At 62.3% G+C, this 21092-nt stretch carries 19 protein-coding genes and 1 tRNA gene; 11 read left to right on the top strand and 9 right to left on the bottom strand.

What is annotated here, in order from left to right; all coding sequences use genetic code 11:
* Nucleotides 1–95: 95 nt before the first annotated feature.
* Nucleotides 96–1712: an inorganic phosphate transporter gene (locus ACF8GF_RS22720; protein ID WP_392488520.1), complete on the bottom strand. Its 1617-nt coding sequence runs from the start codon at nucleotides 1710–1712 to the stop codon at nucleotides 96–98.
* Nucleotides 1713–1840: 128 nt separating this feature from the next.
* Here ACF8GF_RS22720 and ACF8GF_RS22715 point away from each other — a divergent pair, with 128 nt between their 5' ends.
* From ACF8GF_RS22715 to ACF8GF_RS22685, 7 genes are all read left to right on the top strand, one after another.
* Nucleotides 1841–2227 carry a DUF488 domain-containing protein gene (locus tag ACF8GF_RS22715; protein WP_209967141.1) on the top strand — a complete coding sequence of 129 codons (387 nt, stop codon included), beginning with the start codon at nucleotides 1841–1843 and terminating at the stop codon, nucleotides 2225–2227.
* 10 nt (nucleotides 2228–2237) lie between these two features.
* On the top strand, nucleotides 2238–2681 hold the full coding sequence (locus tag ACF8GF_RS22710) for a GNAT family N-acetyltransferase (protein WP_176682230.1): 444 nt from the start codon (nucleotides 2238–2240) through the stop codon (nucleotides 2679–2681).
* Between the two features lie 107 nt (nucleotides 2682–2788).
* A complete protein-coding gene (locus ACF8GF_RS22705) occupies nucleotides 2789–3178 on the top strand; it encodes a helix-turn-helix domain-containing protein (protein ID WP_209967139.1) in 390 nt (129 codons plus the stop codon).
* Between the two features lie 63 nt (nucleotides 3179–3241).
* The gene (gene uvrY / locus ACF8GF_RS22700; protein ID WP_003251380.1) at nucleotides 3242–3880 is read left to right on the top strand and encodes a UvrY/SirA/GacA family response regulator transcription factor; all 639 of its coding nucleotides are present in this window, start codon (nucleotides 3242–3244) and stop codon (nucleotides 3878–3880) included.
* Nucleotides 3881–3886: 6 nt separating this feature from the next.
* The gene (gene uvrC, locus ACF8GF_RS22695) at nucleotides 3887–5710 is read left to right on the top strand and encodes an excinuclease ABC subunit UvrC (protein ID WP_064493178.1); all 1824 of its coding nucleotides are present in this window, start codon (nucleotides 3887–3889) and stop codon (nucleotides 5708–5710) included.
* 33 nt (nucleotides 5711–5743) lie between these two features.
* Nucleotides 5744–6304: a CDP-diacylglycerol--glycerol-3-phosphate 3-phosphatidyltransferase gene (pgsA, locus tag ACF8GF_RS22690; protein WP_021783204.1), complete on the top strand. Its 561-nt coding sequence runs from the start codon at nucleotides 5744–5746 to the stop codon at nucleotides 6302–6304.
* Nucleotides 6305–6367: 63 nt separating this feature from the next.
* Nucleotides 6368–6443: transfer RNA gene (locus tag ACF8GF_RS22685), tRNA-Gly, on the top strand.
* Between the two features lie 27 nt (nucleotides 6444–6470).
* On the opposite strand, the gene ACF8GF_RS22680 is transcribed toward ACF8GF_RS22685, so the two are convergent.
* The 3 genes from ACF8GF_RS22680 to ACF8GF_RS22670 all read right to left on the bottom strand — a co-directional run bounded on the left by ACF8GF_RS22680 (nucleotide 6471) and on the right by ACF8GF_RS22670 (nucleotide 8825).
* Nucleotides 6471–7118: a hypothetical protein gene (locus ACF8GF_RS22680; RefSeq protein ID WP_392488521.1), complete on the bottom strand. Its 648-nt coding sequence runs from the start codon at nucleotides 7116–7118 to the stop codon at nucleotides 6471–6473.
* 444 nt (nucleotides 7119–7562) lie between these two features.
* Nucleotides 7563–8078, bottom strand: coding sequence for a DUF4880 domain-containing protein (locus ACF8GF_RS22675; RefSeq protein WP_176682232.1), 516 nt, complete (start codon nucleotides 8076–8078; stop codon nucleotides 7563–7565).
* Between the two features lie 447 nt (nucleotides 8079–8525).
* Entirely contained in the window at nucleotides 8526–8825 is a 300-nt protein-coding gene (locus tag ACF8GF_RS22670) for a DUF6124 family protein (protein ID WP_176682233.1), read from the bottom strand.
* A 130-nt stretch (nucleotides 8826–8955) separates the two neighbouring features.
* Between ACF8GF_RS22670 and ACF8GF_RS22665 the strand changes: the two genes are divergently transcribed.
* On the top strand, nucleotides 8956–9609 hold the full coding sequence (locus ACF8GF_RS22665) for a LexA family transcriptional regulator (RefSeq protein ID WP_003251326.1): 654 nt from the start codon (nucleotides 8956–8958) through the stop codon (nucleotides 9607–9609).
* 65 nt (nucleotides 9610–9674) lie between these two features.
* Entirely contained in the window at nucleotides 9675–10340 is a 666-nt protein-coding gene (locus ACF8GF_RS22660; RefSeq protein WP_392488519.1) for a LexA family transcriptional regulator, read from the top strand.
* Nucleotides 10341–10915: 575 nt separating this feature from the next.
* Here ACF8GF_RS22660 and ACF8GF_RS22655 read toward each other — a convergent pair.
* The 4 genes from ACF8GF_RS22655 to ACF8GF_RS22640 are packed head-to-tail and all read right to left on the bottom strand — an operon-like array spanning nucleotide 10916 to nucleotide 16474.
* Nucleotides 10916–12868 carry an acetyl/propionyl/methylcrotonyl-CoA carboxylase subunit alpha gene (locus ACF8GF_RS22655; protein WP_176682235.1) on the bottom strand — a complete coding sequence of 651 codons (1953 nt, stop codon included), beginning with the start codon at nucleotides 12866–12868 and terminating at the stop codon, nucleotides 10916–10918.
* The gene (locus tag ACF8GF_RS22650; RefSeq protein ID WP_209967092.1) at nucleotides 12865–13680 is read right to left on the bottom strand and encodes a gamma-carboxygeranoyl-CoA hydratase; all 816 of its coding nucleotides are present in this window, start codon (nucleotides 13678–13680) and stop codon (nucleotides 12865–12867) included. The genes ACF8GF_RS22655 and ACF8GF_RS22650 overlap by 4 nt, the downstream gene beginning before the upstream one ends.
* A gap of 3 nt (nucleotides 13681–13683) precedes the next feature.
* Nucleotides 13684–15291 carry a carboxyl transferase domain-containing protein gene (locus ACF8GF_RS22645; RefSeq protein ID WP_392488518.1) on the bottom strand — a complete coding sequence of 536 codons (1608 nt, stop codon included), beginning with the start codon at nucleotides 15289–15291 and terminating at the stop codon, nucleotides 13684–13686.
* Between the two features lie 19 nt (nucleotides 15292–15310).
* Nucleotides 15311–16474: an isovaleryl-CoA dehydrogenase gene (locus tag ACF8GF_RS22640; protein ID WP_392488517.1), complete on the bottom strand. Its 1164-nt coding sequence runs from the start codon at nucleotides 16472–16474 to the stop codon at nucleotides 15311–15313.
* 320 nt (nucleotides 16475–16794) lie between these two features.
* On the opposite strand from ACF8GF_RS22640, the gene ACF8GF_RS22635 reads away from it, so the two are divergent.
* Complete coding sequence (locus ACF8GF_RS22635; RefSeq protein WP_392488516.1) at nucleotides 16795–18477, top strand: AMP-binding protein; 1683 nt, start codon at nucleotides 16795–16797, stop codon at nucleotides 18475–18477.
* A gap of 216 nt (nucleotides 18478–18693) precedes the next feature.
* Here ACF8GF_RS22635 and ACF8GF_RS22630 read toward each other — a convergent pair whose 3' ends face one another.
* Nucleotides 18694–18855 (bottom strand): hypothetical protein, encoded by a 162-nt coding sequence (locus ACF8GF_RS22630; RefSeq protein ID WP_015271006.1) that lies wholly within the window; start codon nucleotides 18853–18855, stop codon nucleotides 18694–18696.
* Nucleotides 18856–18994: 139 nt separating this feature from the next.
* Here ACF8GF_RS22630 and ACF8GF_RS22625 point away from each other — a divergent pair, with 139 nt between their 5' ends.
* Nucleotides 18995–21013 (top strand): alpha-1,4-glucan--maltose-1-phosphate maltosyltransferase, encoded by a 2019-nt coding sequence (locus ACF8GF_RS22625; protein ID WP_392519796.1) that lies wholly within the window; start codon nucleotides 18995–18997, stop codon nucleotides 21011–21013.
* Nucleotides 21014–21092: the final 79 nt, after the last annotated feature.

Here is a 21092-nt window from a genome sequence, read left to right as displayed (position 1 = left end):
GGGCCGGGCCTGCTGGCCAATCCCCACCCGCCGTTCACCGTTGCCGCCGCTACCGTATTCGCGGGTAAACCCGCTCCTACAGGCGGCGTACGTGTTCAGAAGATGTGGTTCAGCAACCAGTACAGGCTGCCAGCCAACAGCATTGCCGCTGGCAAGGTCAGCACCCAGGCCATCAGCAGATTGAACAACGTGCGTTTCTGAATCCCCGACCCGTTGGCGACCATGGCGCCGGCCACCCCCGAACTCAGCACATGCGTGGTCGACACCGGCAGCCCGAACATATCCGCTGCGCCAATGGTGCACATCGCCACCACTTCGGCCGATGCGCCTTGGGCATAGCTGAGGTGGGTCTTGCCGATCTTCTCGCCAACGGTGACCACAATACGTCGCCAGCCAACCATGGTCCCCAGCCCCAGCGCGATGGCTACAGCCACCTTCACCCACAGCGGAATATAGCGGGTAGCGTCGTCCAGCTGGACTTTGAAAAGCTGGACATGGCTGCGGGTGTCGGCATCGAATGCCACCAAGTGGTTTTTCTCCATGAGGCGGATGGCTTCACTGGTCAGGTACATGTCGTTACGCACGTTGGCCATGGCCTCAGCCGGTACGCGCTTGAGCGAGCCATAGCCTTTGACCTCTTCGCCGATCATCCCGGTCAGCGCCGCCAGTGCTGGTACCAGATGCGGGCTGGCCTTGGGTTCGGCAATGAACAGGGTCAGTACCTGGCGCGGGTCAGCCGGGGCCGCTTGCGGGGCGCTGCGTACCAGTGCCTGGCGGGTTACCTCGGCGACAGCGGAAAATTGCAGAGCCTGCTCGTTGGGCATGGTCTTGTTCAGCGCGTAAGCCATCGGCAGGGTGCCGACCAGAATCAGCATGATCAGCCCCATGCCTTTCTGGCCGTCGTTGGAGCCGTGGGCAAACGATACCCCGGTGCAGGTCAGAATCAGTAGGCTGCGGATCCACCACGGTGGTGGTGTCTGGCCTTCCGGTGCCTGGTACAGGGCCTTGCGTTTGACCAGCGCGCGCAGGGCCAGCAGCAACAGGGCTGCGCAAGCAAAACCGATCAGCGGTGAGAACAGCAGGGCATAACCCACCTTGCTGGCCTGGGCCCAGTCCACGCCGCTGGTGCCGTCACGCCCATGCATCAGTGCATTGGCCACGCCCACGCCGATGATCGAGCCAATCAGGGTGTGCGAGGATGAAGCCGGCAGGCCCAGCCACCAGGTGCCAAGGTTCCAGATGATCGCCGCCAGCAGCAGGGCGAAGACCATGGCGAAGCCGGCCGAAGAGCCGACCTGCAGAATCAGTTCTACCGGTAGCAGGGCGATGATGCCGAATGCCACCGCTCCACTGGAGAAAAGCACGCCCAGGAAGTTGCACAGTCCAGACCACACCACAGCGACCGGCGCCGGCAACGAATGGGTGTATATCACCGTGGCTACCGCGTTGGCGGTGTCGTGAAAGCCGTTGACGAACTCGAAGCCCAGGGCAATCAGCAGCGCCAGGCCCAGCAGAAGGAACGGTGTGGCCGTGGTGATTACCGTACCGCTGGCGGTTACATCCTGCTGAAGGCTCCAGGCGGTGTAGGCGATACCAGCCAGCAGCAAGCTGAAGAACAGCACCAGGCTGGCACGCCCCGGCTTGTTGGCGAATTGCGGGCGCGCGTCGCGTTGGACCAGTTGTGGGGTGCTGGCCACTGACGGGGTTGCCATGGGGGCTCCGGTTGGCGTTGGGCGAAAATGCCGAAGGCCTTGAGCATAGAAACAATTCGTAACCCGGCCGTGACCTCGATCAATGAATTATCTAGGCTCAAGACGGACGGTAATGGCAGGAGACGCCCATGATCCGCTGCAAGCGTGTCTATGATGCGGTTGAGGATGAAGATGGCCAGCGTGTACTGGTCGACCGCCTGTGGCCGCGCAACAAACGCAAGGAAGACCTCCATGGGCAGTGGTTGCGCGAAGTGGCACCTTCGAATGAATTGCGTAAGGCATTCCACCAGGGTGAAGTGGATTTCGCCGTTTTTACCCAGCGTTACCAGCAGGAACTGGCGGCCCACCCCGAGCACTGGTATCCGCTGCTGGACATGGCCAGGAAGGGGACGCTGACATTGCTGTATGCCGGCAAGGACAGCGAGCACAACAATGCCCGGGTGCTGGCCGACTGGTTGGAAAACGAACTGGACCGGTGTGGCCCTGGCAGTTCGCCGGTGTGTTATGCCCAATGAGTGCGATGCGATGCCCTTACAGTTGATTCCCGCCAAAGACATTCACTGTACCTTCGCCCGCGACCTCACGCGCCGCGCCATGTTGCCCTACTACCGCGAATACGACCTGCTGTGGATCGAAGAAGCCTTCGACGCAGCCTGGGGCTGGCGCGAGCAGTGGCTGGTGATCGAAGGTGACACCCTGTTGGGTTTTTGCAGCCTCAGCCAGGACCGCCAGGCACTATTCATCCGCGAGTTGCACCTGTTGCCTGAACACCGTGGGCGGGGCGTCGGTAGCTGGGTGCTGGAAGAACTGGCGCTGTGGGCCAGGCAGCGGCGCCTCCCACTGTTGCGGCTGATGGTGTTCCGCAGCAACCCGGCCCGCTTATTGTACCAGCGTCACGGCTTCGTCGAGATGGGTGAGGACGATTGCTTTGTGCGGATGCAGCGAGATATCAACGTAGTAGCTAAATGATGGCTTGTCGCAGCCACAGAGCATGGGCATAGTGGATCCACACATTTACGGCTGCCTGCAGGCGGGTAGACCGTGTTTGAGGATACAAGGGAAAAGGAGAAGCCCCTATGAACGGAATCGGTCCGCGACTGCGGGAAGAGCGTGAGCGGCTGGGTATGACCCAGCGTGTATTTGGCGATATCGGTGGGGTCGAGCCCAACGCTCAGGGCAAGTACGAAAGCGGTGAACGCACGCCGCGGGTCGATTACCTGGCGGCATTGGCGGCCAGGGGCGTGGATGCGCTGTACGTACTCAGCGGCCTGCGCACTCCGGCAGCGCTCGAAGGTTTGAGCGCGGATGAGTCCGGTTTGCTGGAGGCTTTTCGGGAGTTACCGTTGGACGATCAGGCGGCGCTCTTGCACCTTTTGGGGCGATTGGCCAACGACGCCAAGCCCCGGCAAATCGTGAGGCCTCTCACCGTCGAACGTCAGTCGTTTCTGAAGGAAGCAATGCGTTAGGCCCACCGTGAAAAATTTTGTTAAGGTGGCGGGATCCAATCGCCCTGCTGACGAGGTGTGTGCTTGATTAGGGTCTTAGTGGTCGATGATCACGATCTGGTACGAACCGGTATTACACGGATGTTGGCCGACATCGACGGCCTGCAGGTGGTGGGTGAGGGAGACTCGGGCGAGTCGGCACTGAAACTGGCCCGGGAGCTGAAGCCGGACGTTGTGCTGATGGATGTGAAAATGCCCGGCATCGGCGGCTTGGAGGCCACCCGCAAACTGCTGCGCAGCCATCCTGACATCAAGGTAGTGGCGGTGACTGTGTGCGAGGAAGACCCGTTCCCCACACGCTTGTTGCAGGCCGGCGCTGCCGGCTACCTGACCAAGGGTGCGGGCCTTGACGAAATGGTTCAGGCCATTCGTCTGGCCTTTGCCGGCCAGCGCTATATCAGCCCGCAGATCGCCCAGCAGCTGGCGCTGAAACCGTTCCAGCCGCAGGGCTCTCCGTTCGACGCGTTGTCCGAACGGGAAATCCAGATTGCCCTGATGATCGTCGGCTGCCAGAAAGTGCAGATCATCTCCGACAAGTTGTGCCTCTCGCCCAAGACCGTCAATACTTACCGTTATCGGATCTTTGAAAAACTCTCGGTCACCAGCGACGTCGAATTGACCTTGCTGGCCGTTCGCCACGGTATGGTTGACGCAAGCCTGTAAAACCTCATGTCCCAAGTCTTTGATGCCAGCGCATTCCTGGCGACCTGCAGCGGTCGCCCGGGCGTTTACCGGATGTTCGACGGCGAAGCCCGGCTGCTTTACGTGGGCAAGGCCAAGAACCTGAAGAAGCGCCTGGCCAGCTATTTCCGCAAGACTGGCCTTGCGCCCAAGACCGCCGCGCTGGTTGCGCGCATCGCCCAGGTTGAAACCACCATCACCGCCAACGAAACCGAGGCGTTGCTGCTGGAGCAGAACCTGATCAAGGAATGGCGGCCACCGTACAACATCCTGCTGCGCGACGATAAGTCCTACCCCTACGTGTTTCTGTCCGATGGCGAGTTTCCGCGCCTGGGCATTCACCGGGGGGCGAAAAAGGCCAAGGGCCGTTATTTTGGCCCGTACCCCAGCGCCGGGGCCATTCGCGAAAGCCTCAGCCTGCTGCAAAAGGCTTTTTCAGTGCGTCAGTGCGAAGATAGCTACTACGCCAACCGCACCCGACCCTGCCTGCAATACCAGATAAAACGTTGCAAAGGGCCCTGCACCGACCTGGTGACTGCCGAGGAATACGCAGAGGACGTGCGCCATTCGGTGATGTTTCTGGAAGGGCGTAGCCAGCAACTGGGCAATGAGTTGAACGCCGAGATGGAGAAGGCCGCCATGGCCCTCGATTTCGAAAAAGCCGCCGAGCTGCGCGACCAGATCGCCCTGTTGCGCCGTGTGCAGGACCAGCAGTACATCGAGGGCGGCAGCGGCGATGTCGACGTCATCGCCGCCTTCGTCAATCCGGGTGGCGCCTGTGTGCACCTGATCAGCGTGCGCGGCGGGCGAGTACTGGGCAGCAAGAACTTCTTCCCGCAAGTGGGCATCGAGGAGGAGGTGGCCGAGGTCATGGCCGCATTCCTTTCCCAGTACTACTTGGGCAACGCAGAGCGCGAGCTGCCCGGCGAGTTGATCGTCAATGTTGTGCACGAAGACTTCAACGCCATCACCGAAGCACTGCACACGCTGCGTGGCCGCGAACTGACCATCAGCCACCGGGTGCGTGGTACCCGCGCCCGCTGGCAACAACTGGCAGTGACCAATGCCGAGCAGGCGCTGAATGCCCGCCTGGCCAACCGCCAGCACATGGCTGCGCGCTTCGAGGCCCTGGCCGAAGTGCTGGGCCTGGATGAAGTGCCGCAACGCCTGGAATGCTACGACATCAGCCACTCCAGTGGTGAAGCTACCGTGGCCAGTTGCGTGGTGTTCGGTCCTGAAGGGCCGATCAAGTCCGACTACCGCCGCTTCAACATCGAAGGCGTCACCGCAGGTGACGATTACGCGGCCATGCATCAGGCCCTGACCCGCCGCTATGGGCGCATCAAGGACGGTGAGGGCAAGTTGCCCGACGTGCTGCTGGTGGACGGTGGCAAGGGCCAGCTGAACATGGCCCGCGATGTGATGCAGGAGCTGGGCTTCACCGACCTGACCCTGCTCGGTGTGGCCAAGGGCGTCACACGCAAGGCGGGTTTCGAAACCCTGTACCTGAACGATGTGCATCACGAATTCACCCTCAAGGGCGATTCATCGGCCTTGCACCTGATCCAGCAGATCCGCGACGAAGCCCACCGCTTCGCTATCACCGGCCACCGTGCCCGCCGTGGCAAGGCCCGTCGAGTCTCCAGCCTTGAAGATGTGGCTGGGGTAGGGCCCAAGCGCCGCCGCGATCTGCTGAAACATTTTGGCGGCTTACAGGAGCTCAATCGCGCCAGTATCGATGAAATCGCCAAAGCCCCCGGCATCAGTAAAAAGCTTGCCGAATCAATTTATGCCAGCCTGCATAGCGAGTAGAATGCCGGGCTCAACTTGCGGCCAGTCGTACCGATGAATATTCCAAACCTGCTCACCGTTCTACGCGTCCTGCTCATTCCGTGCTTCATTCTGCTCTTCTATATGCCCTATGAGTGGAGCTACATGGCCGCCAGCAGCGTATTCGCGGTTGCCGCCGCCACCGATTGGCTGGACGGCTACCTGGCGCGTCGACTGCAGCAGAGCACGCCGTTCGGGGCCTTCCTCGACCCGGTGGCTGACAAGCTGATGGTGGCAGTGGCCCTGGTGCTGCTGGTGCAGACCCACGCCAACTTCTGGCTGACCCTGCCGGCGGCGGTCATCATCGGTCGCGAGATCGTGGTGTCTGCGCTGCGCGAGTGGATGGCTGAGCTAGGGGCGCGAGCACATGTGGCGGTGTCCAACCTCGGTAAGTGGAAGACTGCGGCGCAGATGCTGGCGCTGGTGATCCTGCTGGGCAACCCGCCAGCGGTAACGTTCTGGGTGATCCTGGGCTACGGGCTGCTGCTGGTGGCAGCGGGGCTGACGCTGTGGTCAATGGTGCATTACCTGTTGGCCGCCTGGCCGCACCTGCGCGAAGGCTCGGAAAAAAAATAAAAGTTTTTTGAATCAAGGGGTTGACGCTGTTTTAGAAATCGCTAGAATGGCACCCATCACGACGCGGGAATAGCTCAGTTGGTAGAGCACGACCTTGCCAAGGTCGGGGTCGCGAGTTCGAGTCTCGTTTCCCGCTCCAAATTCGATTCTCAGTGCGTCGCTGGGATCAAAAAAAAGAGGCCTTCAAGGCCTCTTTTTTTTTATGCCTGAATTTTATATCTCGGCTATTTGCCCCGGTTTCGACCAAACGGTCGCTGGGGGCGTACCGAAATTGCAGGGTTTTCTGGGCAGGGTCGACGTAGCGCGTCAGTTGACCAGCGACATCAATTTCATAGCGGTCAATGCGACCGTCTGGACGTTCGCTTTCGACCAGATAACCACGTGCGTCGTAGCGGAAGTGGGTGTGTTCACCCCGGGCATTGATGCTTTCGCGCAAGCGGCCATGGGCGTCATAGTGATACAGCGTCTGGGCATTGCTGCAGTCGCGGTAGCTGAGCAACTGACCGCACGTGTTCCAGCTCAGGTACTTGCTCTTTTCGAGGGCATCGGTGACCTGGGTAACACGGCCTTCCGGGTCGTATTGGTGCTGTGTCTCGCGCCCCAGCGGGTTCTGCTGCCAGAGCAGATTGCCGTGGCTGTCGTAGCCGTATTGCCGAGTCCGTCCGGCTGTATCGGTGACCTGGACGGGCAGTGCCCAATGTCGCAAGTATTTGATGTGTTCGCTGCGGCCGAGGGGATCGCGGGTTTCGATCAAGCGGCCGATATCGTCGTAGCTGTAGCGCCATTCACCTCCTTGCGGGTCGATGCGCTTGATCAGCTGTCCCGCGATACATTACGCGGCTCTGGATAGTCCCTCTGATAAACCTCCTTGCTAATCCGCCTCCCCAGCGGATCATAGGCAAACACCACCCGCTCACGCTCGCCACTGCGGTACTGCTCCACGCAAACCAGCCGCTGTTCGGCGTCATACTCGAAATACTGCACCCAATTGCTACCGATCCGCTTCTCGCACAGCCGCCCAAAGGCTTTCAACCCAATTACTCAACAACCGTTCAAAGGTTTTCGGTTGCCCCGAGGGTTGTTGCAACAGCCAGCGAGGGTGGCGTTGGTCGAACAGGCGGATGTGCCTGTCATGTAAGCAGGAGGTGGTGCAAAACGAAGCGCGAGTCCAGGCGCGGCATTACTGTACCCAGGCTATCGAGCAACTGAAGTCGGGCATGCGCTCGGGCAGGGACTTACAGGCATGTTGAAGCGCTGATCAAGCCCAGAACCCAACCAGCACCAACGCCGCCACACCCAGCCCGACCGCAACAGAGCAGCCACCCAGCGACAGCGCCGCCCGGCCTTGCCGATACCAGCCGTCATGGCCCAATTGCCGTGCCGGCGCCAGCAGGCTGCGCCACCGTAGTTCCGTATCGTGAAACGCCTGCAAGTTCGCCGTATCGGCATCCAGCCAGCGGCGGAAGTCGATACGCTCGCACACCGTCACCTGTGGGCTCTGCAGGCGCACATACCATTGCCCGGCCACGCTCGCCAGCACATCCCGGCGCGAGCGGCCGGCTTGCAGCGCCTGGCCCATGTTGCGCTCGATACTCGCCAGTGGCAGGTCAAGGCGCACAGCAATGCTGGCGAAGTCCAGCTGATCGAGGCGGTTAAGCAGGAATACTTGCTGTACGCGCCGTGGTAGCCGCTTCAGTGCATGCAGCAGGGCATCGTCGGCATCATGCTCGGTAGCAGGAGTGGGGTGCTCAAGGGGCAGCAGCAGACGGGTCATGGACAGCTCCTTGCTCTATAAAGGGGAGGAGGGGGCATCTTCCGTGATGCGTGATCAGCGTAGATTAAACGAGATTGATTCTCAAGTGCTGATTCCGCAAAGTTTTGTAACGAGCGTTCACGCCCTGAAACACCTTTGCTATCATGCGCGCCATCACGATCTTCATTAGCCTGAAGAGCCAAAAAAAAGACCCGGCAAAAAGCCGGGTCAAAAACCGTGATTAGCCTGATGAGGAGATAATCTGAGAGCGACCTAAGCTTTCAGGTTATCCAGCGGATCTCGCGATCAGCTGAGTGCAATAATAATCGTTATCATTTGGCAGTCAAATGAATTTTCGCTAATCCGGTAAAAAAGTTTTACCGGCGCGCTTCCTTGTCCCGGCAATCGGGGCTTTTGCCGTTACCTGGCTATCACGTTCTCTCCCTTCTTTTTTGTCTATAAACCCGCTCACTCGGTGCGTTTGTGCTCCAGCAGTGCGCGAGCCATGTCCATCATGTGCATCAAAGCGAACGTCAGTTCGCGTTGGCTGCCGTGCTGGTGGGTGGCGGTTTCCTGGGCGGTGGCCGCAGCGCAGCGCAGCAGGGCGATGGCGTGTTCCTGGGCCTGGTCGCTGGTTACGCCCTCGTGCAGGGTCCAGATTTTGTTGTCCAGGGTAGGCCGTGGCGGGTTGGGGTTGAGGTAGTAGTCGAGCGCGCGGCGAGCGGCTTCGCTGTCGAGATCTGTTTCGTCGTTTTTCGATGGTTTCATGGCAATACCTGCTGATTTCCCTTCAAGCACACTGGAATCACAGAATAGGTCAAGCTGTACTATGTAGTGCCAAATAAATAATTCAGATTGTGTATTGCAGCGGTTAATACAGTCCGTATTGTTGCCGCTCATGGAAAACTGGAACGCATTTCTCAAGCGCTACAAGCGCGAACATAACCTCAGTCAGCTCCAACTGGCCGAGCGCCTGGGCATGACGCAGGGGGGCGTGGGGCATTGGCTGCGTGGCACGCGTCGGCCGACGCTGGAAACCATCAATGAAAAGCTGGAGAAGCTTGGGCTGGTGTTTCTGGAAGCCCAGGTCATGGTGGTCGAGCGCGACATCGTGCGTGAAGCGCAAGGGCTCTATACGGCCGAGCAGCCGGTTTCAGCCGAGGCGCTGCTCTATGCCAGCTTCCGCTTCCCGGTGCTGAGTTGGGCTGACCTGCAGGGGCCATTGCCTGAAACGAGCACGTCCCATGAGCAGACGGACTATATGCCCGCCGGGAATGCGTTCTGGCTGGTGGTGGAAAACGACTCGATGAACGCGGCCAGTGGCAAGAGCGTGCCCGAGGGCATGCGCGTGCTGGTGGATACCGGGTTGGAGGCACAGCCCGGCAGGTTGGTCATTGCACGGCAGCCGGGGCGCCCGGCGGTATTGCGGCAGTTGGTCGAAGAGGGTGGAGACAAGATGCTCAGGCCACTGAATACGCGCTATCCGACGGTTTTGTGTGAAGAAGGCTGCGCGTTTCTGGGAGTGGTGGTGCGGGTACATGGGGCCTTCTAGGCTGCCGGGTTGCTGCGAAGCTGTGTCACGCCACGAGGCCGCTATACGTGAGGGGCATGCCAGCCATGAACATGGATAAGTGGATTGCCCTCGTTCGCGACCGGATGGAGGAATTAGGGCTTACCCAAGAGCAGCTTGCCGAGCGCGTAGGCGTGTCGCAAGGCAGTGTAGGACATTGGGTGAACAAGCGGCGCCAACCGAAGCTCGAGTCGATGAACCGCACTTTGGTTGAGATTGGCATGCCCCACTACTGCGTCCGCTTGCAATTGCGTATTCACGGGCAGGCTGATGGCGAACGTTGTGTTTCTGGGGTGGATGACGATGATGACGAACCCGACCTCATGCGATACATCGTTTGCTTCCGTTACCCGGTGCTGGGTTGGAGTGAGTTAGAGGCTGCAACGGCTGTAGAGCCTGCTGTTTTCGAGCAGACTGACTACCTGGCACAGGGCAAGGCGTTCTGGCTAATCGTGGAAAACGATGCCATGAGCGCTGTCAGTGGCCGCAGTGTGCCGCAGGGCATGCGGATGCTGGTGGACCCGGGTGTAGAGGCTGAGGCGGGGCGTTTGGTTATCGCTCGTCAGCCGGGCAAGCCGGCAATTTTCCGCGAGCTGGCCGAGGAAGGTGGGCAGCGTTATCTGAAGGCATTGAACAGTAACTACCCGGCGCTGTTGTGCGAAGAGGGTTGCGAATTTCTTGGGGTGGTCGTGCGGGTGCATGGGGCCTTTTGAAAGGGTTTGAGTAGCGGCGGCAACGGTGAACGGCGGGGGAAGTTGGCCAGCAGGGCCGGCCCTTTCGCGGGTGAGCCCGATCCTACGGTGGCCTGCGCCCAATCACCGATGTGTGTCCACCCCCGATAGGAGCGGGTTTACCCGCGAATACGGTAGCGGCGGCAATGGTGAACGGCGGGTGGAAATTGGCCAGCAGGGCCGGCCCTTTCGCGGGTGAACCCGCTCCTACACGCGGCCTGCGCCCAATCGCCGATGTGTGTCCACCCCCGATAGGAGCGGGTTTACCCGCGAATACGGTGGCAGCGGCAACGGTGAACGGCGGGTGGAGATTGGCCAGCAGGGCCGGCCCTTTCGCGGGTGAACCCGCTCCTACACGACGGCCTGCGCCCAATCACCGATGCGAGTCCATACATAGGAGCGGGTTTACCCGCGAATACGGTAGCGGCGGCAACCGTGAACGGCTGGTGGAAATTGGCCAGCAGGGCCGGCCCTTTCGCGGGTAAACCCGCTCCTACGGGCTTTTGCAGGGGTGGCCTTGTGTTGCGTTAGGGCCGCAAAGCGGCCCTCGGGCACCGTTATTCCACCAGTTCGACCAGCACAGTCCCTTCGCTGACCATATCCCCCTCCAGGCAGAACAGCGCCTTCACCGTGCCGGCATGCGGCGCACGAATGCTGTGCTCCATCTTCATGGCCTCCAGTACCACCAGCGCAGTACCGGCTTCCACCACCTGGCCAGGTTCGACCAGCACCCGTACGATACTGCCGTTCATCGGCGCACCCAGCCCACCCTGGTGGCTGTGGCTGGCTTCAGCCTCGGCAATCGGATCGAAGGCTTCGATGGCATGCATTTCGCCATCCCAGTGCAGGTACAGCGTGCCACCCCGACGGATTGCCAGATGCTGGCGACGCACGCCGTTCTGGTCATGCACCAACTGCTCACCTTGTAGCTGCCAGGTGGAAGCAGCGCTGCGTTCCAGGGCCACTGCCTGGTCTTGGCCAGCGCTCACCAGATGCAAGCTGCTGCGTGCCGGCAAGCCCAAGCGCAGGCCGTTACGCCCGCCCCAAGGCGAATGGCGGTCGTCATCGCGCTGATGTGCCCCCTGGCCCTGAAGCCACGCCTCTGCCGCCGCTTCCCAGAAGGCTGCCGGCAATGCTTGCGGCGCAGGCAGCAGAACCGCCTGATGACGCGGAATGAATCCGGTATCCAGTTCCGCCGCAGCAAATGCCGGGTGGGCGAGAATGCGCCGCAGGAAGGCAATGTTGGTCTTCAGCCCGCCAATGGCGAACTCATCGAGCATGGCCAGCAAGCGCAAGCGCGCCTGCTCTCGGTCTTCGCCCCAGGCGATCAGCTTGCCCAGCATCGGGTCGTAGAACGGCGACACCACATCGCCTTCGCTAACCCCGCTGTCCACCCGGCGGCCTTCGCCGGGCGCCGATTCACGGTACAGCGCCAATTTGCCGGTCGCGGGTAAGAAATCGTTGGCCGGGTCTTCGGCATACAGGCGTACCTCGATGGCATGGCCGATCAGCGGCACCTGTTCCTGTGTGATCGGCAAGGCTTCGCCGCAGGCCACGCGAATTTGCCAGGCAACGAGGTCCAGGCCGGTAATGGCCTCGGTGACCGGGTGTTCCACCTGTAGACGAGTGTTCATCTCCATGAAGAAGAACTCGCCGCGGGCATCGAGCAGAAACTCTACTGTGCCGGCACCCACATAGCCGATGGCTTTCGCCGCGCGCACAGCGGCCTCGCCCATGGCCTGGCGCAGTGCTGACGAGAGGCCGGGGGCCGGGGCTTCTTCGACCACCTTCTGGTGGCGGCGCTGGATCGAGCAGTCGCGCTCGTTGAGGTACAGGCAGTTGCCGTGCTGGTCGGCGAACACCTGAATCTCCACGTGGCGTGGTTTGAGCACGTACTTTTCCACCAGCATGCGCGCATCGCCGAACGACGACTGTGCCTCACGCTGGGCCGAGGCCAGGGCGTCGGCCAGTTGGCTTTCTTCCTCGACCACTTTCATGCCCTTGCCACCGCCACCGGCGCTGGCCTTGAGCAGCACCGGGTAGCCGATGCGTTCGGCCGCGGCGCGGAAGGTGTCCAGGTCCTGGGCCTCGCCGTGGTAGCCCGGCACCAACGGCACGCCGGCCGCTTCCATCAGCGCCTTGGCTGCCGATTTGCTGCCCATGGCGTCGATGGCGCTGGCCGGTGGGCCGAGGAATATCAGCCCGGCCTGCTCGATGGCGCGGGCGAAACCTGCGTTCTCGGACAGAAAGCCATAACCTGGATGGATGGCCTGGGCGCCACTGGCCTTGGCTGCTGCCAGCAGCTTGTCGACCAGCAGGTAGCTTTCGGCAGCCTTGGTGCCACCCAGGTCGACGCGGATGTCGGCTTCGCGGCTATGACGGGCGTCACGGTCGGTGGCGCTGTGCACGGCAACGGTGGTCAGGCCCATGGCCTTGGCGGTGCGCATCACCCGGCAGGCGATTTCGCCGCGGTTGGCGACCAGCAGGGTGGTCAAAGCGGGGCGGCTCATGGGCGCGGCTCCTTCTTGTCAACGGTTTGCCAGGCAGGGCGGCGTTTTTCCAGGAAGGCGCGCAGGCCCTCCTGGCCTTCGGCGCTGACGCGGATGCGGGCGATGGCGTTTTCGCAGTAACGGCGCAGGGCCGGGCTGAGTTCGCCGTCATCCACTTCGCGCAGCAGGTCCTTGCTGGCGCGCAACGCTTGCGGGCTGTTCTGCAGCAGGTTGCTTACCCAGGCTTCGACTTGGTCGTCCAGTTCGCTGGCTGGGTACACCTCCGCCAACAGGCCCAGTTCGCGGGCGCGCACGCCAGTGAAGCGTTCGGCGGTGAGGGCGTAGCGGCGCGCGGCTCGCTCGCCAATGGCCTTGACCACGAACGGGCTGATCACCGCCGGGGCCAGGCCGATGCGCACTTCCGACAGACACAGCTGCGCGTCTTCGGCGCCAATGGCCATGTCGCAGCAGCTGATCAGGCCCAGCGCGCCGCCGAAGGCTGCGCCTTGCACCACGGCCAGGGTCGGGGCCTTGAGGCGGTGCAGGGCGTACATCAGCTCACCCAGTTCGTGGGCGTCATCCAGGTTGGTGTTGAAGTCCAGTTGCGCCGACTGCTGCATCCAGGCCAGGTCGGCACCGGCGCTGAAGTGCCGGCCACGGCCGCGCAGCAGCACAAAGCGCAGGCTGGTGTCTTCGGCCAACTGGTCGATGGCCACGATCAGCTCGCGGATCATCTGCGCGTTGAAGGCGTTGTTCTTGTCCTCGCGGCTTAGCCACAGGGTGGCGAAGCCGCGTGGGTCGCGGATCACTTCGAGGGTGCTGAAATCGCTCATGGGTCACATCCGGAAAATGCCGAAGCGGCTCTGTTCGATCGGCGCGTTCAGCGCGGCAGACAGCGCCAGGCCGAGGACGTCGCGGGTCTGTGCCGGGTCGATGACACCGTCGTCCCACAGCCGGGCGCTGGAATAATAGGGGTGGCCCTGATGCTCGTATTGGTCGAGGATCGGTTGTTTGAGCCTGGCCTCATCCTCGGCACTGAAGGGCTGGCCGCTGCGTTCGCTTTGCTCACGCTTGACCTGGGCCAGCACGCCGGCGGCCTGTTCGGCGCCCATCACGCCGATCCGTGCATTGGGCCACATCCACAAGAAGCGAGGGTCGTAGGCGCGGCCGCACATGCCGTAGTTGCCGGCACCAAAGCTGCCGCCGATGATCACCGTGAACTTCGGCACCTGGGCGCAGGCCACGGCGGTGACCAGCTTGGCGCCGTGCTTGGCGATGCCGCCTTCTTCGTACTTCTTGCCGACCATGAAACCGGTGATGTTCTGCAGGAACAGCAGCGGGATGCCGCGCTGGCAGGCCAGTTCGATGAAATGCGCACCTTTTTGCGCGGCTTCGGCGAACAGGATGCCGTTGTTGGCCAGGATGGCCACCGGGTAGCCGTGCAGATGGGCGAAGCCGCACACCAGGGTGGTGCCGAACAGCGCCTTGAACTCATCGAACACCGAGCCATCGACCAGGCGGGCGATCACTTCGCGCACATCGAACGGCTGCTTGGCATCCGCCGGTACCACGCCGTACAGCTCGTCGGCGGCATACAGCGGCGCCACTGGGGCCAACCGCTGCAGCTTGCCGAGCTTGTGCCAGTTGAGGTTGGCCACACTGCGTCGCGCGATGGCCAGGGCGTGTTCGTCGTTGTCGGCATAATGGTCGGCGACGCCACTGGTGCGGCAGTGCACATCGGCGCCGCCGAGGTCTTCGGCGCTGACCACTTCACCGGTGGCAGCTTTTACCAGCGGCGGGCCGGCGAGGAAGATGGTCGCCTGCTGGCGCACCATGATCGCTTCGTCGGCCATGGCCGGCACGTACGCGCCGCCAGCGGTGCACGAGCCCATCACCACGGCGATCTGCGGGATGCCTTGCGCACTCATGTTGGCCTGGTTGAAGAAGATGCGCCCGAAGTGCTCACGGTCGGGGAACACTTCGTCCTGGCGTGGCAAGTTGGCACCGCCGGAGTCCACCAGATAGATGCACGGCAGGCGGTTCTGCTGGGCGATGGTTTGTGCACGCAGGTGCTTCTTCACCGTCAGCGGGTAGTACGAACCGCCTTTTACCGTGGCGTCGTTGGCCACGATCATGCATTCGACGCCCTCGACTCGGCCGATGCCGGCAATCACGCCCGCAGCCGGCACGTCCTCGCCGTATACCTCATGGGCGGCCAACTGGCCGATCTCGAGGAACGGCGAGCCCGGGTCCAGCAGGCGGTCGATACGCTCGCGCGGCAGCAGCTTGCCACGTGAGGTATGACGTTCCTGAGCCTTGGGCCCGCCGCCCTGGGCAACCTGGGCGAGCAGGCCGCGCAGGGCCTGGACCTGCTCGAGCATGGCCGCGCTGTTGATGGCGAATTCTGCCGAACGCGGGTTGATCTGGGTGTGCAAGGTAGCCATGTGCGCCCGTCCCTTATGTTCAGCGGGTTTCGTTGAACAGTTCGCGGCCAATCAGCATCCGGCGGATTTCGCTGGTGCCGGCACCGATTTCGTACAGCTTGGCGTCGCGCAACAGGCGGCCAGCCGGGAATTCGTTGATATAGCCGTTGCCGCCAAGAATCTGGATCGCCTCCAGGGCCATTTGCGTGGCACGCTCGGCGGTGTACAGGATCACGCCGGCAGCGTCCTTGCGGGTGGTCTCGCCGCGGTCGCACGCCTGGGCCACGGCATACAGGTAGGCGCGGCTGGCATTGAGCTGGGTGTACATGTCGGCAATCTTGCCCTGGATCAGCTGGAACTCGCCGATGCTCTGGCCGAATTGCTTGCGGTCATGGATATACGGCACCACCAGGTCCATGCAGCTTTGCATGATGCCGGTCGGGCCGCCGGACAGCACCACACGTTCGTAGTCCAGGCCGCTCATAAGGACGCGCACGCCGCCGTTGAGCTGGCCCAGAATGTTCTCTGCCGGCACTTCCACGCCATCGAAGAACAGCTCGCAGGTGTTGGACCCGCGCATGCCCAGCTTGTCGAACTTGTTGCTGCGGCTGAAGCCTTTCCAGTCTCGCTCGACGATGAACGCGGTGATGCCGTGCGCACCCTTGTCCAGGTCGGTCTTGGCGTAAATCACGTAGGTGTTGGCGTCGGGACCGTTGGTGATCCAGGTCTTGCTGCCGTTGAGCACGTAGTGATCGCCGCGTTTTTCTGCGCGCAGCTTCATCGACACCACGTCGGAGCCGGCATTGGGCTCGCTCATGGCCAAGGCGCCGATGTGTTCGCCGCTGATCAGTTTGGGCAGGTACTTGAGCTTCTGCTCGTGGGTGCCGTTGCGGTTGATCTGGTTGACGCACAGGTTGGAGTGGGCGCCGTAGGACAGCGCCACCGACGCTGAGCCACGGCTGATTTCTTCCATCGACACCACGTGGGCCAGGTAGCCCAGGCCAGCGCCGCCGTACTCTTCCGGTACGGTGATGCCCAGCAGGCCCATGTCACCGAACTTGCGCCACATGTCGGCGGGGAACAGGTTGTCGTGATCGATCTGTGCGGCGCGCGGGGCCAGTTCGCCGGCGACGAAAGTGCGGACCTGGTCACGGAGCATGTCGATGGTTTCGCCCAGGGCGAAGTTCAGGGAGGGGTAATGCATGCTGGGGCACCTTCTTGTTCTTGAAATTGGGTTACACCATAGCTTGGGATCCAGCCCCGCCCCCTGTGGGAGCGGGCATGCCCGCGAATACGTCAGCAGGGTCACCGTCATTACCTGATCGGTCGCATTCGCGGGCAAGCCCGCTCCCACAGGGGGCGGCGTGGCGCCTCAAGTGGGTGTCGTTCATCACCTTTACGTTAACGTAAACCTGCAAGTAGGCACTGTCAATCCACTCGTCACCTTTACGTAAACGTAAATCTGCGCCAGAGTATTCCCGCTTGCTTCAGCCGTGCCCAAAACAACCACAAGAAGGGACACCCATGAGTCAACCAAGCTATACCCGCGGTCGCCAGGACCGACCCTTGCTGACCCAGACTATCGGCCAGGCCTTCGATGCCACCGTAGCCCGCTGTTCCGACAGCGAGGCCTTGGTGTCCCGCCACCAGGGCCTGCGTTACAGCTGGCGGCAGTTGGCCGAACAGGTCGAAATACACGCCCGCGCCCTGATTGCTCTGGGCGTGAACACCGGTGATCGTGTTGGCATCTGGTCGCCCAACTGCGCCCAGTGGTGCATCTTGCAGCTGGCCAGTGCCAAGGTCGGCGCCATCCTGGTCAACATCAACCCGGCCTACCGTGTGGGTGAGCTGGAATATGTGTTGCGCCAGTCTGGCTGCCGCTGGCTGGTCTGCGCTGAAGCCTTCAAGACGTCTGATTACCACGCCATGCTGCAGGAGCTGGTGCCTGAACTGGCCAGCACCCGGCCTGGTGAGCTGGCCAGTGAATGCCTGCCCGAGTTGCGTGGCGTCATCAGCCTGGCCGCCAACCCGCCTGCCGGCTTCCTGCCCTGGCACGCATTGACCGAGCGGGCAGGGCAAACGTCTGTCGAGGCTTGCACAGCCCGTCAGCAAAGCCTGCAATTCGACCAGCCGGTAAACATCCAGTACACCTCCGGCACCACCGGTGCGCCCAAAGGTGCCACGCTCAGTCACTACAACATCCTCAACAACGGTTTCATGGTGGGTGAAAGCCTTGGCCTGACGGCCCGCGACCGTATGGTGATCCCGGTGCCGCTATACCATTGCTTCGGCATGGTCATGGCCAACCTCGGCTGCATCACCCACGGCAGTACCATGATCTACCCCAGCGACGCTTTTGACGCCGAACTGACCTTGCGCGCCGTGGCCGAAGAGCGCGCCACTATCCTCTATGGTGTGCCGACCATGTTCATCGCCATGCTCGACCACCCGTCGCGTGCTCACATGGACCTGTCGACCCTGCGCAGCGGCATCATGGCCGGCGCCACCTGCCCGATCGAGGTGATGCGCCGGGTCATCGACCAGATGCACATGGCAGAAGTGCAGATCGCCTACGGCATGACCGAAACCAGCCCGGTGTCGCTGCAGACCGGCCCGGACGACGATCTGGAACTGCGCGTGACCACCGTCGGCCGCACCCAGCCGCAGCTGGAGAACAAACTGCTGGACGCCGATGGCTGCATCGTCCCGCGCGGAGAGATTGGCGAACTGTGCACCCGCGGTTACAGCGTGATGCTTGGCTACTGGGACAACCCCCAGGCCACGGCGGATGCCATCGACCCGGCCGGCTGGATGCATTCGGGTGACCTGGCGGTGATGGACGAGCAGGGCTATGTGCGCATCGTCGGGCGCAACAAGGACATGATCATTCGCGGCGGCGAGAACATTTACCCGCGTGAGCTGGAAGAGTTTTTCTACACCCACCCGGCGGTGGCCGATGCGCAGGTGATCGGCATTCCGTGTAGCCGCTATGGCGAAGAGATCGTCGCCTGGATCAAGCTACACCCGGGGCATAGCGCCACGGTCGAGGAGCTGCAGGGCTGGTGCAAGGCGCGCATTGCCCACTTCAAGGTGCCGCGGTATATCCGCTTTGTCGACGAGTTCCCGATGACCGTGACCGGCAAGGTGCAGAAGTTCCGCATGCGCGAGATCAGTGTGGCGGAGATTGCGGCTGCATCTGCGGGTTGATGTGCTGGCGCGGCCGGCCTCTTCGCGGGTAAACCCGCTCCTACCAGGGACAGCGCCGCATTCAAGGCAGGCACGGTCCCTGGTAGGAGCGGGTTTACCCGCGAAGAGGCCGGCCCGATCAATGCAAGATCTTCACCTTGCCAAGCACCCGGTCATCCTCAACCTTTCAATGGAGCAGCGGAGATCAGCTGTTCATGCCGGTGCCGTGGTCTACCCTTAAGCCTTCACCGGTGGCTCCTGGCTCGGCGGGTCGCCCACTGTCGGCGGCACGGTCGGCTTGATCGGCAGCTCGTCCGGCTCTTCTTCCGGCACGGGCGGCGGCAAGCTCGGGTCGTCGATATTGGGATCGGGTGTCTCCGGTGGAATGGGAATGTTCATGGCCTGACCTCGCGTGGGTGGGTGAAGAGGTGCTGTAGGCTCTGACCGCTGGCAGCTGCCGTTCGCTCAATTATTTTGAACCCCCCGCCTGTGCCCGGCTCTGAACCCTTACCGCCACCAGCCTGAGGGAGCAAGGTCGATGTCACGAAACGAGCCCTTTGAAAGCGTGCCCATGGCGAACGATCACCCGGACCAGCCCATCAGCCTGTCCCAGGCGCTGCTGGCGCCGCGTATCGTGATCGAAGACACCCAACCCGTGCTCGACGCCGGCAGCTTCGCCGCCAAGGCCGTCAGTGGCCAGCCAGTGGCAGTCAGTACCAAGGCCTACAGCGACGGCCACGACCGCCTGGCGGTGATGCTCAACTGGCGTCAGGCGCACAGCCGGCGCTGGCATTGCGTGCCGATGCAGTCGGCGGGCAACGACCTGTGGCAGGCCGAATTCACCCCCACCGAGCTGGGCCCGCACCGGTTCAGTATCGAGGCCTGGATCGACCCGTTTGCCACCTATTGCCACGACCTGGAGAAGAAGTACCACGCCGGCGTCGAGGTAAAACTGGAATTGGAAGAAGGCCGTTTGATGCTCGGCACAGGCATCGAGCTGTGCAGCGGTGCCCTGCGCGAGGCGCTAGAGGCCTTGCAGCAGCGCCTGCCCACGCTCAGCACCGATGACCAGGTGGCCTTGTTTCTCGACCCGACCACCGCCCGCCTGATGGGCGAGGCCGAACACCGCAGCTACCTGACCCGCAGCCCTGATTTCCCCCTTGATGTCGACCGCCCGGCCGCATTGTTCGCCAGCTGGTACGAGCTGTTCCCGCGCTCGGTTACCGACGACCCGCAGCGTCACGGCACCTTCAACGACGTGCACGAACGGCTGCCGATGATCCGCGACATGGGCTTCGACGTACTGTACTTCCCGCCCATCCACCCCATCGGCATGCAACATCGCAAGGGCCGCAACAACGCCCTCAAGGCCGAGCCGGGCGACCCGGGTAGCCTGTATGCCATCGGCAGCCCGGAGGGCGGCCATGAGGCCATCCACCCGCAACTGGGCAGCCGCGATGACTTCCGCCGTCTGGTGGCTGCGGCTGCGGAACACGGCCTGGAAATCGCCCTCGATTTCGCCATCCAGTGCTCCCAGGACCACCCTTGGCTCAAGGAGCACCCGGGCTGGTTCAGCTGGCGCCCGGACGGCACCATCCGCTACGCCGAAAACCCGCCGAAAAAGTACCAGGACATCGTCAACGTCGATTTCTACGCCCCAGAGGCCGTGCCCTCGTTGTGGCTGGCCCTGCGCGACGTGGTGGTCGGCTGGGTCGAGGAGGGCGTGAAGACCTTCCGCGTCGACAACCCGCACACCAAGCCGCTGCCGTTCTGGCAATGGCTGATCGGCAATGTGCGCAGCCAGCACCCCGACGTCATCTTCCTCGCCGAAGCCTTTACCAAGCCGGCGATGATGGCGCGCCTGGGCAAGGTCGGTTACGCACAGAGCTATACCTATTTCACCTGGCGCAACCACAAGCAGGAGCTGCGCGAATATTTCGAGCAGCTCAACCAGCCGCCGTGGAGCCAGTGCTACCGGCCCAACTTCTTCGTCAATACACCGGACATCAACCCGTTTTTCCTGCACACCTCAGGCCGCGCAGGGTTTCTTATCCGTGCGGCGCTGGCGACCATGGGCTCAGGCTTGTGGGGCATGTATTCGGGCTTCGAGCTGTGCGAGGGCACGCCGTTGCCGGGCAAGGAGGAGTACCTGGATTCGGAGAAATACGAAATCCGCCCACGCGATTTTACCCAGCCCGGCAACATCATCGCCGAGATCGCCCAGCTCAACCGCATCCGCCGGCAGAACCGCGCCTTGCAAACCCACCTGGGCGTGGCCTTCTTCAATTGCTGGAACGACAACATTCTGTATTTCGCCAAGCGTACGCCTGAGCGTGACAACTACATCCTGGTGGCCATCAGCCTCGACCCGCACAACGCCCAGGAGGCGCATTTCGAGTTGCCACTGTGGGAGCTGGGGCTGGACGACAACGCCGAAACCCAGGGTGAAGACCTGATGAACGGCCACCGCTGGTCGTGGTACGGCAAGACCCAATGGATGCGCATAGAGCCCTGGCACCTGCCGTTCGGCATCTGGCGCATCGAGAAAGCCGGGTAAAACCGGTCTGTAGCCTTTTCCCCTGTGGGAGCGGGCACGCCCGCGAACACCGGCAGAGCCGGTGCCAAGCACCGCGGTG

Origin of the sequence: Pseudomonas sp. yb_5 (assembly GCF_043103865.1) — a bacterium.
Lineage (GTDB): Bacteria > Pseudomonadota > Gammaproteobacteria > Pseudomonadales > Pseudomonadaceae > Aquipseudomonas > Aquipseudomonas putida_Y.
This window is presented reverse-complemented; position numbering and strand designations above follow the sequence as displayed.